This window comes from Curtobacterium sp. PhB136 (assembly GCF_004346855.1).
Taxonomy (GTDB): domain Bacteria; phylum Actinomycetota; class Actinomycetes; order Actinomycetales; family Microbacteriaceae; genus Curtobacterium.
This window is the reverse complement of record NZ_SMGH01000008.1, coordinates 89,528-102,514: the sequence shown is the minus strand read 5'-3', so window position 1 is coordinate 102,514 and position 12,987 is coordinate 89,528. Positions and strand designations below refer to the sequence as shown.

The window sequence follows — 12,987 nt, the reverse complement described above, 5'->3', positions numbered from 1 at the left end:
CTGGGCCCCGGCCTCCCTCGCGGGAGGTCGGGGCCCACCCATTCCCAAGGAGGAACCCATGGCTGATCCGCAGCGCGCACGCAAGATGGCCGACCGCATCAAGGAAGTCGTCGCACGTCGACTGGACAAGGGTCTGCGCGACCCGCGTCTCGGCTTCGTGACGATCACCGACGTCCGCGTGACCGGTGACCTGCAGCACGCGTCGGTCTTCTACACCGTGTACGGCACCGACGAGGAGCGCGCCGACTCCGCCGCCGCGCTCAAGGCCGCGACCGGCATGCTCCGCACCGAGGTCGGCAAGAACATCACGGCGCGGCTCACCCCGTCGCTCGAGTTCATCGCCGACGCCCTGCCGGACACCTCCGCGCACCTCGAGGACCTGCTCGCGCAGGCCAAGATGCGCGACGAGCAGGTCCGCTCGGCATCGGTGGGCGCCACGTTCGCCGGCGACGCCGACCCGTACAAGCGCGACGAGGACGACGACGAGTCCGAGGAACAGGCCTAGGCGGCGCCGCCGGGCAGCTGGTAGCCGCTCGCGTCGTCACCCACCGCGAGACCATCGCGGAGGAGCGACGCGAGCGCCCGGTCCCGCTGCTCGGCATCCGGCCAGACCATCGCGATCTCCGCGGGGGTGACGGGGACGTCGCTCGCGCGGAGTTCGGCCATCACGAGACCCCGCACCTGCCGGTCGCTGCCGGCGAACTTCGCCTGCTTCGGCGCGCGCGGGCCGTCGTGCTCCGGGTAGCCGGCCGCACGCCACGCGCAGCGGTCCGCGATCGGGCAGGCGTCGCACGCGGGGGAGCGTGCGACGCAGACGAGCGCACCGAGTTCCATCACCGCGGCGTTCGTCGCGGCCGCGTCCTCGCGGTCCTCCGGCAGGACCGAGGCCATCAGCGGCAGGTCCTGCTTCGCGTTCGCCGGTCCGGGTTCGCCCTGCCCGAGGAGCGCCCGCGCGAGCACCCGGCGCACGTTCACGTCGACGACGGGGTGCCGGTCGCCGTACGCGAAGACCGCGACCGCCCGCGCCGTGTAGTCACCGATGCCGGGCAGCGCGAGGAGCGCGTCGACGTCCCGGGGCACCACGTTGTCGTGCTGCTCGGCGATCGCCGTCGCCGCCGCGTGCAGCGCGAGCGCCCGTCTCGGGTAGCCGAGCCGGTCCCAGGCACGCACCGCGTCCGACGGCGGTGAGTCCGCGAGGTCGCGAGGCGTCGGCCACCGGGTGAGCCATGCCTCCAGGCGGGGGATCACGCGTGCGACCTGCGTCTGCTGCAGCATGATCTCGCTGACCAGCGTGCCCCAGGCGGGGAAACCGGGACGGCGCCAGGGGAGGTCGCGCGCCTCGGCGCGGAACCACGCGACGAGCGGGGTCGCGATGTCGGGCCGCGTCGCGCCCTGCAGACCGGTCGCGTTCTCCACAGGCTGACGGGAGGCTCGACTCGCGTTCACCACGACAGCCTACGGTGGGTGCATGGCACGCTGGGCACCCGAAGAGACCGACACGATGGCTGCGATCGCGGGAGAGGTGATCGCACAGGTCGGCACGAACCGCACTGTCGTCGGCATCGACGGGCAGGACGGCGTCGACCTCGAACACGTCGCCGCGGCCCTGGTCGCCGGCTTCGAGCAGCACGGCGTCTCGGCGATGGCCGCTGCCGCTCCCTCCGCCGACGTGGACGCGCTGCGCTCCGGGCTCGTCGCGCCGTTCCGGTCCACCGGTGCGGGTGACGGGGTCCTCGTGGTGCACGGCCACGGCGTCCTCGGCGCCGGTGCGCGCGGCCTGTGGCGCTGGTCGCTCTGGGTGGAGCAGGAGTCCGGTCGGCTGGAACGCCGCGCCGACGTCAAGATCGCCGCGTCCGCGGTGCTCGACGTCACCGACCCGGCGCACCCGCGTCGCGAGTGGAACGATGCCTGCTGACGTGCGCTGGTAATCTCCTCGGGTGCTCGTAACCGCTCCCGACGGCATCCTCCTCGTCGACAAACCGCAGGGGATCTCCAGCCATCGCGCGGTCTCGATCGCCCGACGCCGTCTCGACCTCAAGAAGATCGGCCACGCCGGCACCCTCGACCCGATGGCGACCGGATTGCTGCTCCTCGGAGCCGGTCCGTCCACGCGGCTCCTGACGCACCTGGTCGGCCTCGACAAGACCTACACGGCGACCATCCGGCTCGGCGTCTCCACCGACTCGGACGACGCCGACGGCGACCCCGTGGCGGCGGTGGGCGTGTCCGGCGCGGACGTCTCCGAAGCCGCGGTCGAAGCGGCCGTTGCACAGCAGCGCGGTCCCATCTCGCAGGTCCCGTCGACGGTCAGCGCGATCAAGGTCGACGGTCGACGCGCCTACGACCTGGCGCGGAAGGGCGAGGAGGTCACGCTCAAGGCCCGGGCGGTGACGATCTCGCGGTTCGAGGTCACCGGTCGGAACGAGGACGTCGTCTCCGTCGACGGGGTCCCCACGAGCGTGGTCGACCTCGACGTCGTCGTGGCCTGCTCGTCCGGCACCTACGTGCGGGCGCTCGCCCGCGACGTCGGTGCGACCCTCGGCACCGGGGCGCACCTCACGGCCCTCCGCCGGACGCTGGTCGGCCCGTTCTCCGTCGACGACGCGATCGACCTCGAGGACGACGCCGTCGACGTCCGCGCGGCCCTTGTCCGCCCGGCCGAGATCGCCCGACAGCTGTTCCCGGTCGTCACGCTCGACGCCGCCCGCGCGAAGGACCTCGCCGACGGCAAGCGCATCGACGCCGACCACCCGGACACCGACGGCCCGGTCGCGGCCGTCACCGCACGCGACGACCGGCTGATCGGTCTCGTCTCCGTGCGCCGCGGACTGCTGCGGGTCATCACCAACTTCCCCACGGCGTCAGGAGCGAACGCGTGATCGAGTGGTTCATGTGGGTGCAGCTCGTGCTGGCCTGCGTCGTCGGCGTGTTCGCCGTCGTCGTCGGCTTCATCGGCTGGAAGCCCAACGACTACACCGTCGGGTCGCTCGTGCTCATCGAGCTCCTGCTCATCGCGCAGCTCGTCGTGTCGCTGGTGCAGCCAGCGGTCGGGAACCCGGCGACGGGCAACCTGCTCGAGTTCTGGGTCTACGCGGTGTCGGTGCTGCTCGTCCCGCCGGCCACGATCGTCTGGGCGCTCATCGACCGCACGCGGTGGAGCACCGTCGTGCTCGGCGCGGGCGCGTTCACCGTGGCCGTGATGGTCTACCGGATGTACCAGATCTGGTTCGCCCTGAACTGAGGTGTGCGGTCCGTGACGCGTGCGGCCTGTGCGGTCTGCAGTCTGCGGTCTGTGACGTGTGCAGTCTGCGGTCTGTGACGTGTGCGGTCGGCGGTGTCGTCGGTCGTCGGTAGAATCGGTGCAATGGCGACCAAGTCCTCCCTCGCGACCGGCATCGGGCGCGTCCTCATCGCCGTCTACGGCATCCTCGCCCTGGCAGCGACGGGCCGCAGCGTCGTCCAGATCGCCGAGAAGTTCTCCTTCGCGCCGTTCTCGTACACGCTGAGCGCCATCGCCGCCGTCGTGTACATCGTCGCGATGATCGCCCTCATCGTGCCCGGACGCTTCTGGTACCGGGTCGCCTGCGTCACCATCGTCTTCGAGATGACGGGCGTGCTCGTGATCGGGACCCTGTCGCTCTTCGACCACGCGCTGTTCCCCGACCTGACGATCTGGTCGTACTACGGCATGGGCTACGCCTTCGCGCCGCTCGTGCTGCCGATCGCGGGCCTCTGGTGGCTCCGGAAGCACCACCGCACCGCCGGAGCACCCGTCACCGAACCCGAGCCCGCCGTGGCGGCCGGCGAGTAGGCGGGGGAGCGACATGCAGTACTACGAAGACGTCGAGGACGTCGCCCAGGGCTTCGGGCCGAGTGCCGTCACCATCGGCAAGTTCGACGGCGTGCACGTCGGGCACCGTGCGGTCATCGCGCACCTCGAGCGCGCCGCCCGCCAGCAGGGACTCGTGTCGACGGTCGTGACGTTCGACCGGCACCCGCTGAGCATCATCGACCCGGCGAAGGTCCCGCCCGCCCTGACGAGCATCGCGCAGCGTCGCGAGCTCCTCGACGACGTCGGTGTGGACGCCGCCCTGCTGCTGCGGTTCGACGCGGAGCTGCAGTCCTGGTCGCCGGAGACCTTCGTCGCCCGGATCCTCGTCGACACCCTGAACGCCAAGCTCGTCTTCGTCGGCAGCGACTTCCGGTTCGGGGCGAAGGGCGCCGGCGACGTCGCGCTCCTCCGGTCCCTCGGCGCCCAGCACGGCTTCGCGGTCGAGCTGATCGACGACGTCGACCTCATCGACGACGTCCGTCCCGCGGGTGAGCGCCGCGTCTCCTCGACGTGGATCCGGGAGCTCCTCGGCGAAGGCCGCGTCGCCGAGGCGGCACGGCTCCTCGGGCGTGAGCACGCCGTCCGCAGCGTCGTCGTCCGCGGGAACCAGCGCGGCCGCGCGATGGGGTACCCGACCGCGAACCTCGACCCGTCGTGCGAGGGGTTCGTCCCCGCGGACGGTGTCTACGCCGCACGCGTGCTGCACAACGGCACGACGTACCCGGCGGCGGTGTCGGTGGGGAACAACCCGACGTTCGAGGGGGTCCCCGCGAAGCAGATCGAGGCGCACCTGCTCGACGTCGACATCGACCTCTACGGGGACACCATCGCGGTGCTCTTCGTGTCGTACGTCCGCGGCATGGTGAAGTTCGGCTCGATGGACGAGCTCGCGACGCAGATGCGTCAGGACGACCTCGACATCCGCACCCTGCTCGGGCTCCCCGCCCCGGTCTGACCCGCGGTGCGCCGGGCGCGCACGACGCGGCTCTGTGCGCGCGACGCCGCGGTGTGCGCGAGACGCCGCTGTGTGGGTGAGACGCCGCGGTCTCCGGCGGCGTCTCGGCACGCGGGCGGCGTCTCGGGGCGCGGACGACAGCGGCCCCGCGACCGGATGGTCGCGGGGCCGCTGTCGTGGTGCCGTGATCAGCCGCCGAGGGCGTCGAGCCAGATCTTGCGGGCGTCCAGGGCTTCCTGCGCGTCCTTGATCTTGCGGGCGTCGCCGGAGGCCTTCGCTGCTTCGAGTTCGGCCTCGAGCTTGCCGATCGCGTCCTCGAGCTGGCTCGCGAGCCCGGTCGTGCGGGCCTTGCGCTCCGGGTTCGACTCGCGCCAGTGCGCGTCCTCGAGCCCGCGGACGTGGTCCTCGACGGCACGGAGTCGGTCCTCGACACGACGGACGTCGGCGCGGGGGACCCGGCCGATCTCGTCCCAGCGACGCTGGATGTCGGTCAGGGACTTCCGTGCGGCGGCACGGTCCTGCTGCTGCAGGAGCGGTTCGGCTTCGGCGACGAGCGCGAGCTTGGCCTCGAGGTTGGCGGAGTACTCCTCGTTCTCCGCGGCGCTCTCGGCGTGGCGCTGCTCGAAGAGGACGTCACCCGCGGCCTTGAAGCGGGCCCAGAGTGCGTCGTCGTGGCGCTTGCCCGCACGACCGGCGCGCTTCCAGTCGTCGAGGAGCTGGCGGTACGTCGGGATCGCGTCGGAGCCCCGGGGCGCGAGTGCCTCGGCCTGCTGGACGAGTTCCTGCTTCCGGGTCCGGGCGTCGCGGTGCTGCGCGTCGAGGTCCGAGTAGAACGCACGACGGTGCTGGTCCACGGTGGAGCGGGCCGAGCGGAACCGCTTCCAGAGCTCGTTGGCCTCGTTCTTGGGGATGCGCGGTCCCTCGTGCTGGTGCTGCTGCCAGCGCGAGAAGACGTCGTCGAGCTGCGCGGTGATCTGCTTCCACTGCGCGCGTGCCGGGTCGACGGCCGCCAGCGCCTCTGCCTCTTCGACGAGGCCGGTGCGGAACGCGAGCGCCTCGGTCAGCGCCTGCTGCGCCTGTTCGGCCTGCTCCTTGGTGAGCGACCCGAGCTGCTCGGACAGCGCCGCGACGCGGTCTTCGAGCGACTTGATGTCGCCGACGACCCGCGCTTCGGTGACGAGCGCCGTCAGGTGCTCGACCGTCCGGGCGACGTCGTTCGCCGATGCGCCGCGCTGCACGCGCTGCTCGGCGATCTTCACCTGGCCTTCGAGGTCGGCGTACTTCCGGGCGAAGTACGCGAGCGCTTCGTCGGCGGTGGCGTCCGGGTACTCACCCACGACACGCTCGGTGTCCTGGTACCGGACGTACACGGTGCCGTCGTCGTCGACGCGCCCCCAGGTCGTTGCTTCGTCAGATCCCACAGGTCTCGCCTCGATCGTGGTCGTGCATCACCGACGTCACCGTCGGCACGGTCAGGAAGCCACCCTATTGCACGGGCGGCCCCAGCGGCCCGCCGATGCGCTCGGCTGTGGACTACTGGTCCTGCTTGATGGTCGCCGCGGTGATCGTGGTGGCCACCTTCGGGGCACCGGTGCCGTCCGAACTCGCGTCCGAGATGCCCTTCGACGTGATCTTCGACTGGAGCTCGGAGAGCCCGCTCGTGACCTTGCCGACGACGGTGTACCCACCGGTGGAGCCGTCGAGCGTGGTGTCGCCGTAGACGATGAAGAACTGGGTGGACTGCGAGGACGTCGAGGAGCTCCGCGCGATGGCGATCGTGCCCTTGTCGTAGACGTCGTCGCTCGGGGTGTTCTCGATCGGGCCGTACTCGAAGCCGGCGTCACCCGTGCCGTCGCCGTTCGCGGAGCCGCACTGCAGGAACTTGAACCCGTCGGTGTCCGCGAGCCGGTGGCAGGTGGTGCCCTCGTAGAACTGCTTGCGGATGAGGTCGATCTCGACGCTCGTGGCCTGCGGCGCCTTCTTCCCGTCGAGCTCGATCCCGAGCTTGACGTCCTTGTTCAGCGTGATCGAGCCGGTCCACGTGCTGTTCTTCGCGATCGACTTGCTCGGCACGTCGCCCGTGTTGCTCGCGGTGGCGCTGGCGGAGGGGGTGGGCGTCGTGGTCGCACTGGCACTGGCGGACGCCGAGGCGCTGGCCTTCCCGGACGGCTGCGAGCCGGCGAAGGCGAGTTGCGACCCGGTGGCGAGGGCGGCGACGACGACGAGAGCAGCCAGTCCGACGAGGTTGTCGCGGCGACGGCGACGACGTTGGCGGTCGTGGAGGCCCTGTCGTGCCTCGTAGAGGCGGAGCCGCTCGCGCGCCTCGCGGTTGTCACGCGCCTGGTTCTTGGGTGCCACGGTGCTGATCTGCCCTCTCGTCGCAGTGTGCGACGAGCGTATCGGACCCCTCCCTATGAAGGAGGTGTCGGTGCGCCCGCCTACGATTGAGGACATGGCAGCGGACCGATCGGGCATGAACGCGCCCACGACCGGCGGTCGGACCGGCCTGGCGCAGGGCTCGGTGCCGCTCGCCGTGCGGATGCGGCCGACCAGTCTCGAGGAAGTGGCCGGGCAGCAGCACCTCCTCGGCCGGGGCTCGCCGCTCGTGCAGCTCGCCACCGGGACGCGGGAGAACCCCGGTGGCGTCTCCGTCATCCTCTGGGGGCCGCCCGGCACGGGCAAGACCACCCTGGCCCAGGCGATCGCCCGGCAGTCCGGGCGGGAGTTCGTCGAGCTCTCCGCGGTCACCGCCGGCGTCAAGGACGTGCGCGAAGTGATGGAGAAGGCCCTCACACACCGTGACCTCTACGGCTCGACGACGGTGCTGTTCCTCGACGAGATCCACCGCTTCAGCAAGGCCCAGCAGGACGCCCTGCTGCCCGGCGTCGAGAACGGCTGGGTGATCCTCATCGCCGCGACGACCGAGAACCCCTCGTTCTCGGTGATCTCCCCGTTGCTCTCCCGTTCGCTGCTGCTCACCCTGAAGCCGCTCACCGACGCCGACCTCGGGATGCTCGTCGACCGCGCCGTGGCGGACCCGCGTGGCCTCGGCGGCTCCGTGGTCCTCGGCGACGAAGCCCGGTCCGCGATCGTCCGGCTCGCGTCCGGTGACGCCCGTCGTGCGCTGACGGCCCTCGAAGCCGCCGCCGCGTCCGCCGGTGCGGCGCAGGACGACGACGACGACCAGGTCCCCGTCGTCGACGCGGACACCGTCGCGGCCGCGGTCGACCGGGCACTGCTCCGCTACGACCGGCAGGGCGACGAGCACTACGACGTCATCAGCGCGTTCATCAAGTCGGTGCGGGGGAGCGACGTCGACGCCGCGCTGCACTACCTGGCTCGGATGATCGAAGCGGGGGAGGACCCCCGGTTCATCGCCAGGCGGATCATCATCTCCGCGTCGGAGGACATCGGCATGGCGGACCCGCAGGCGCTGCCCATCGCGGTCGCCGCCGCCCAGGCCGTCCAGCTGATCGGCATGCCCGAGGGCCGGATCCCCCTCGCCGAAGCCGTCGTCTACCTGGCGACCGCACCGAAGTCGAACGCCGCCTACAACGGCGTGAACGCCGCGATGGCGGACGTCAAGGCGGGGCGGATGGGCGTCGTGCCGAACCACCTCCGGGACGCCCACTACGCCGGTGCGAAGCGGCTCGGGCACGGCAAGGGCTACATCTACTCGCACGACGCCGAGCACGGGGTCGCCGAGCAGCAGTACCTCCCGGACGCGCTCGAGGGCACCGAGTACTACACGCCGACCACGAACGGCTACGAGCGTGAAGTCGGTCCCCGCCTCGACCGGCTCCGGAAGATCACGCGTGGCGCTTCTGGCGACGCCTGAACCCTGCTATCGTTGACGGGCCTAAGTCCTGGTCCTCGCGTGCGGCTGCGTCGAGGACAGAGTGTCGCCTCCACCTCGTGTGGTCCCGCGGCACGGGGGCAGAGGTTCGGGCTGTAGCCGTCCGATCCCACAGGCTCATCCCTCTGGATCCCGTCACGGGGTTCGTCGACACGTGCGCGTGCCGAGACCCGCGACAACTTCAGTTCAGTACAGAGAAAAGGACCCTGTGTCTACCAAGTCACGCACCCGCAGCAAGACCCGCCTGTCGCGCGCGCTCGGCATCCCGCTGACGCCGAAGGCGGCCCGTTACCTCGAGAAGCGCCCCTACGGGCCCGGTGAGCACGGCCGTACGCGCCGTCGTGCGGACAGCGACTACGCCGTCCGCCTCCGTGAGAAGCAGCGTCTGCGCGCCCAGTACGGCATCCGCGAGAAGCAGCTCCGCATCGTCTTCGAAGAGGCCCGCAAGACCAACGGCCTGACCGGTGAGAACCTGGTCGAGCTGCTCGAGCAGCGCCTCGACGCCCTCGTGCTCCGTGCCGGCTTCGCCCGCACGACCTCGCAGGCCCGTCAGCTGATCGTGCACCGCCACATCCTGGTGGACGGCAAGCTCGTCGACCGCCCCTCCTTCCGCGTCAAGGAGGGCCAGCTGATCCACGTCAAGCAGCGCTCCGAGTCGCTCGAGCCCTTCCAGGTCGCCGCTGCCGGTGGCCACCAGGAAGTCCTCCCGAAGGTCCCGGGTTACCTCGAGGTCGAGATCGACAAGCTCCAGGCCCGCCTCGTGCGTCGCCCGAAGCGCGCCGAGGTCCCCGTGACCTGCGAAGTGCAGCTCGTCGTCGAGTACTACGCAGCTCGCTGATCCATCGCACTGCCTGAACGGCGGGTCGTCCACTCCGGACGGCCCGCCGTTCGGCGTTCCCGGGGCTGCGGCTAAGCTGGTCGGACGCGCGCCTCGGCGTGCTCGACAAGGAGGCCCCGTGAAGCAGCTGTTCTTCGTCGCCGTCGGCGTCGTCATCGGGTTCCTCGTCGCCCACCGGGTCAGCAGGACCTCCGCAGGCGCGACGTTCCTCGCCGAGGTCGACGCCCGCACGAAGGCCTTCACGAGCGCCGTGGCCGACGGCTACCGTTCCCGCGAAGCCGAGCTCCGCACCGACGCCTGACCGTCGCGCTCACCAGCACGTCCCGCCCTCCCACGTCATCAGGAAGCACCATGCAGACCGCAGAGATCCGCCGCCGTTGGCTCCAGTACTTCGGTGACCGCGGCCACACCGTCGTCCCGTCCGCCTCGCTCGTCTCGGACGACCCGTCGCTGCTGTTCACGGTCGCCGGCATGGTCCCCTTCATCCCGTACCTCACCGGGCTGATCCCGGCGCCGTACCCCCGCGCGACGAGCGTCCAGAAGTGCATCCGCACGAACGACATCGAAGAGGTCGGCAAGACCCCGCGGCACGGCACGTTCTTCCAGATGAACGGCAACTTCTCGTTCGGGGACTACTTCAAGGAGCAGGCGATCCAGTACGCCTGGGAGTTCCTCACGGGCGCGGAGTCCGACGGAGGGCTCGGGTTCTCGGCCGACGACCTCTGGGTCACCGTGTACGAGGACGACGACGAGGCGATCGCGTTCTGGAAGCAGCACTCCTCCCTGCCCGACGAGCGCATCCAGCGCCTCGGCAAGGACACCAACTACTGGTCGACCGGGCAGCCCGGTCCGGCGGGCCCCTGCTCGGAGATCTTCTTCGACCGCGGTCCCGCATACGGCATCGACGGTGGTCCGGCGACGGACGACGACCGCTACGTCGAGATCTGGAACCTCGTGTTCATGCAGTACCAGATCGCCGACGTCCGCTCGAAGTACGACTTCGAGATCACCGGCGAGCTGCCGAACAAGAACATCGACACCGGCATGGGCCTGGAGCGCGTCGCGTTCATCAAGCAGGGCGTCGACAACATGTACGAGATCGACCAGGTCCGCCCGGTCCTCGACAAGGCGGCGGAGATCTCCGGTCGCCGGTACGGCGCGGTGCACGAGGACGACGTCCGCATGCGCGTCATCGCGGACCACGTCCGTTCCGCGCTGATGCTCATCGCCGACGGGGTCTCGCCGTCGAACGAGGGTCGCGGCTACATCCTCCGTCGCCTGCTCCGCCGCACGGTGCGCGCGATGCGCTTGCTCGGCGTGGAGACCGCGACGTTCCCGCAGCTGTTCCCGGAGTCGCGTGACGCCATGCGCGACGCCTACCCCGAGGTCGCGTCGGACTACGACCGCATCGCGCGGATCGCCTACGCCGAGGAAGAGACCTTCCTCCGCACGCTCGCACAGGGCACGACGATCCTCGACGTCGCGGTGGAGCGTGCGAAGCAGGACGGCCAGCCGTCGATCGGCGGCGACACCGCGTTCCTGCTCCACGACACGTTCGGGTTCCCGATCGACCTGACGCTCGAGATGGCGGAGGAAGCGGGGGTCCACGTCGACCGCACCGCGTTCGACACCCTGATGTCCGAGCAGCGTGCCCGCGCCAAGGCGGACGCGAAGAGCAAGAAGACCGCCCTCGCGGACCTCAGCGTGTACAGCGCGTTCCGGGCCAGGGGCGAGACCACGTTCCTCGGCTACGACGCGCTCGAAGCCGAGTCGAACGTGCTCGGCATCATCGTCGGCGGCGTCAGCGTCGACCGCGCCGTCGTGGGCGACATCGCCGAGGTCATCCTCGGGGAGACCTCGCTCTACGCGGAGTCCGGCGGCCAGGACGCGGACCAGGGCTCGATCATCGGCAACGGCTTCGACCTCGAGGTCCTCGACGTCCAGCGCCCGGTCTCCGGCCTCTGGAGCCACACCGTGCAGGTGCGCTCGGGCGAGGTCGGTGTCGGCGACGCGGCCACCACTGTCGTCGACGCGGAGTACCGCCGCGGTGCCACGCAGGCGCACTCGGCGACCCACCTCGTCAACGCCGCACTCCGTGACATCCTCGGCCCGGAGGCGCTGCAGGCCGGCTCCTACAACAAGTCCGGCTACATGCGCCTCGACTTCTCCTGGAGCCAGCCGATCTCGCTCGCGACGCGCTCCGAGATCGAAGAGGTCGTGAACACCGCGATCCGCTCCGACCTCGAGGTCTCGACGCGCGTGCTGCCCCTCGACCAGGCCAAGGAACTCGGCGCCCAGGCGCTCTTCGGCGAGAAGTACGGCGCCGAGGTCCGCATGGTCGACATCGGCGGCCCGTGGTCCCGCGAGCTCTGCGGTGGAACGCACGTCGCCTCGAGCGCGCAGGTCGGTCTGGTCAACCTGGTCGGTGAAGCCAGTGTCGGGTCGACCAACCGTCGTGTCGAGGCGCTCGTCGGCCTCGAGGGCTTCCGCGACCTCGCGGTCGAGCGCACCATCGTCTCGCAGCTCTCGAGTGCACTGAAGGCACCCCGCGACGACCTCCCGACCCGCGTCCAGTCCCTGATGGAGGACCTCCGCACCGCGCAGAAGCGCATCGCGGAGTTCGAGTCCGCGGGGCTGCAGCAGCGTGTGCCGACCATCGCCCGCCAGGCGACGACGATCGGCGGCACCACGGTCGTGGCCGAGTCGGTCGACGGCCTGAAGTCCGGTGACGACCTCCGCGCGCTCGCGACCGGTGTCCGTGGTCAGCTCGGCGACGGCGCCGCCGTGGTCGTCCTCGGTGCGGTCGTCAACCACAAGCCGGTCGTCATCGTCGCCACCAACGACGCCGCGCGCGCCGCCGGTGTGCAGGCCGGCCCCCTCGCCAAGGAAGCGGCCGGTGTCCTCGGCGGCGGTGGCGGCGGCAAGCCGGACCTCGCCCAGGGCGGCGGCACGGACCCGGCGGCACTCCCGGCGGCGCTCCGGGCGGTCACCGCTCGGCTCGCGGGCTGAGCGTGTCGATCCGCTCCGGGCGTCGGCTCGGCGTCGACGTCGGCCGTGCCCGGATCGGGGTCGCCGTGTGCGACCGCGACGGCCTGATCGCGACTCCTGTGGAGACCGTCAAGCGCGACGACTCCGGCGACCTGGTCCGGATCCTCGCGATCGCGGACGAGTACGACGTGCTCGAGGTCGTGGTCGGCCTGCCGCTGTCGATGTCCGGCGGCGACACCCCGTCCACGACCGACGCACGCGAGTTCGCCGCGCGGATCGCGGAGCACCGGCCGGTGCGCCTCGTCGACGAGCGGCTGTCCACGGTGACCGCGCAGCGCGGCATGCGGCAGGCCGGGCGCAACGCCAAGAAGTCGCGGTCCGTGATCGACCAAGCGGCCGCTGTTATCATTCTGCAACATGCGCTCGACCACGAGCGCGCGTCCGGTGCCCCTCCTGGGGCCACGCTCCCCGAGTAGGGCTGCCCTCCCGCCGATCCGATCGGCGGTGCCCCCCGCGGA

Annotated in this window: 14 protein-coding genes; 11 read left to right on the top strand and 3 right to left on the bottom strand. The window is 70.9% G+C overall.

Features of this window, described 5'->3' with window-relative positions; all coding sequences use genetic code 11:
- Positions 1-58: 58 nt before the first annotated feature.
- Positions 59-505, top strand: coding sequence for a 30S ribosome-binding factor RbfA (rbfA, locus tag EDF27_RS14445; protein ID WP_123653581.1), 447 nt, complete (start codon positions 59-61; stop codon positions 503-505).
- On the opposite strand, the gene EDF27_RS14440 is transcribed toward rbfA, so the two are convergent.
- Positions 502-1,416 carry an A/G-specific adenine glycosylase gene (locus tag EDF27_RS14440; protein WP_243698367.1) on the bottom strand — a complete coding sequence of 305 codons (915 nt, stop codon included), beginning with the start codon at positions 1,414-1,416 and terminating at the stop codon, positions 502-504. The genes rbfA and EDF27_RS14440 overlap by 4 nt on opposite strands.
- A 52-nt stretch (positions 1,417-1,468) precedes the next feature.
- On the opposite strand from EDF27_RS14440, the gene EDF27_RS14435 reads away from it, so the two are divergent.
- The 5 genes from EDF27_RS14435 (at position 1,469) to EDF27_RS14415 (ending at position 4,787) form a co-directional block, all read left to right on the top strand.
- The gene (locus tag EDF27_RS14435) at positions 1,469-1,915 is read left to right on the top strand and encodes a hypothetical protein (protein ID WP_132049567.1); all 447 of its coding nucleotides are present in this window, start codon (positions 1,469-1,471) and stop codon (positions 1,913-1,915) included.
- Positions 1,916-1,937: 22 nt separating this feature from the next.
- A complete protein-coding gene (truB, locus tag EDF27_RS14430; RefSeq protein WP_123653579.1) occupies positions 1,938-2,879 on the top strand; it encodes a tRNA pseudouridine(55) synthase TruB in 942 nt (313 codons plus the stop codon).
- Positions 2,876-3,241, top strand: coding sequence for a hypothetical protein (locus tag EDF27_RS14425; RefSeq protein ID WP_123653578.1), 366 nt, complete (start codon positions 2,876-2,878; stop codon positions 3,239-3,241). The genes truB and EDF27_RS14425 overlap by 4 nt, the downstream gene beginning before the upstream one ends.
- A 123-nt stretch (positions 3,242-3,364) precedes the next feature.
- The gene (locus tag EDF27_RS14420) at positions 3,365-3,811 is read left to right on the top strand and encodes a hypothetical protein (protein ID WP_123704279.1); all 447 of its coding nucleotides are present in this window, start codon (positions 3,365-3,367) and stop codon (positions 3,809-3,811) included.
- 13 nt (positions 3,812-3,824) lie between these two features.
- A complete protein-coding gene (locus EDF27_RS14415; RefSeq protein WP_132049565.1) occupies positions 3,825-4,787 on the top strand; it encodes a bifunctional riboflavin kinase/FAD synthetase in 963 nt (320 codons plus the stop codon).
- Positions 4,788-4,975: 188 nt separating this feature from the next.
- Here EDF27_RS14415 and EDF27_RS14410 read toward each other — a convergent pair whose 3' ends face one another.
- Both EDF27_RS14410 and EDF27_RS14405 read right to left on the bottom strand, forming a co-directional pair.
- A complete protein-coding gene (locus EDF27_RS14410) occupies positions 4,976-6,208 on the bottom strand; it encodes a DUF349 domain-containing protein (RefSeq protein ID WP_185017092.1) in 1,233 nt (410 codons plus the stop codon).
- A gap of 112 nt (positions 6,209-6,320) precedes the next feature.
- Positions 6,321-7,145: a peptidylprolyl isomerase gene (locus EDF27_RS14405; RefSeq protein ID WP_132049563.1), complete on the bottom strand. Its 825-nt coding sequence runs from the start codon at positions 7,143-7,145 to the stop codon at positions 6,321-6,323.
- A 115-nt stretch (positions 7,146-7,260) separates the two neighbouring features.
- Between EDF27_RS14405 and EDF27_RS14400 the strand changes: the two genes are divergently transcribed.
- The 5 genes from EDF27_RS14400 to ruvX all read left to right on the top strand — a co-directional run bounded on the left by EDF27_RS14400 (position 7,261) and on the right by ruvX (position 12,945).
- Positions 7,261-8,625 (top strand): replication-associated recombination protein A, encoded by a 1,365-nt coding sequence (locus EDF27_RS14400; RefSeq protein ID WP_132049828.1) that lies wholly within the window; start codon positions 7,261-7,263, stop codon positions 8,623-8,625.
- Between the two features lie 226 nt (positions 8,626-8,851).
- Positions 8,852-9,481, top strand: coding sequence for a 30S ribosomal protein S4 (rpsD, locus tag EDF27_RS14395; protein WP_071300659.1), 630 nt, complete (start codon positions 8,852-8,854; stop codon positions 9,479-9,481).
- Between the two features lie 118 nt (positions 9,482-9,599).
- Positions 9,600-9,782: a hypothetical protein gene (locus tag EDF27_RS14390; protein WP_123653574.1), complete on the top strand. Its 183-nt coding sequence runs from the start codon at positions 9,600-9,602 to the stop codon at positions 9,780-9,782.
- A 50-nt stretch (positions 9,783-9,832) separates the two neighbouring features.
- Positions 9,833-12,490 carry an alanine--tRNA ligase gene (alaS, locus tag EDF27_RS14385; protein ID WP_132049561.1) on the top strand — a complete coding sequence of 886 codons (2,658 nt, stop codon included), beginning with the start codon at positions 9,833-9,835 and terminating at the stop codon, positions 12,488-12,490.
- 8 nt (positions 12,491-12,498) lie between these two features.
- Positions 12,499-12,945: a Holliday junction resolvase RuvX gene (gene ruvX, locus EDF27_RS14380; protein ID WP_165931529.1), complete on the top strand. Its 447-nt coding sequence runs from the start codon at positions 12,499-12,501 to the stop codon at positions 12,943-12,945.
- Positions 12,946-12,987 lie beyond the last annotated feature (42 nt).

Bases quoted from the DNA above. Each gene is read 5' to 3' on its own strand.
- rbfA (WP_123653581.1), top strand. From the start codon at position 59: ATGGCTGATCCGCAGCGCGCACGCAAGATGGCCGACCGCATCAAGGAA.
- EDF27_RS14435 (WP_132049567.1), top strand. From the start codon at position 1,469: ATGGCACGCTGGGCACCCGAAGAGACCGACACGATGGCTGCGATCGCG.
- EDF27_RS14420 (WP_123704279.1), top strand. From the start codon at position 3,365: ATGGCGACCAAGTCCTCCCTCGCGACCGGCATCGGGCGCGTCCTCATC.
- EDF27_RS14415 (WP_132049565.1), top strand. From the start codon at position 3,825: ATGCAGTACTACGAAGACGTCGAGGACGTCGCCCAGGGCTTCGGGCCG.
- EDF27_RS14400 (WP_132049828.1), top strand. From the start codon at position 7,261: ATGAACGCGCCCACGACCGGCGGTCGGACCGGCCTGGCGCAGGGCTCG.
- alaS (WP_132049561.1), top strand. From the start codon at position 9,833: ATGCAGACCGCAGAGATCCGCCGCCGTTGGCTCCAGTACTTCGGTGAC.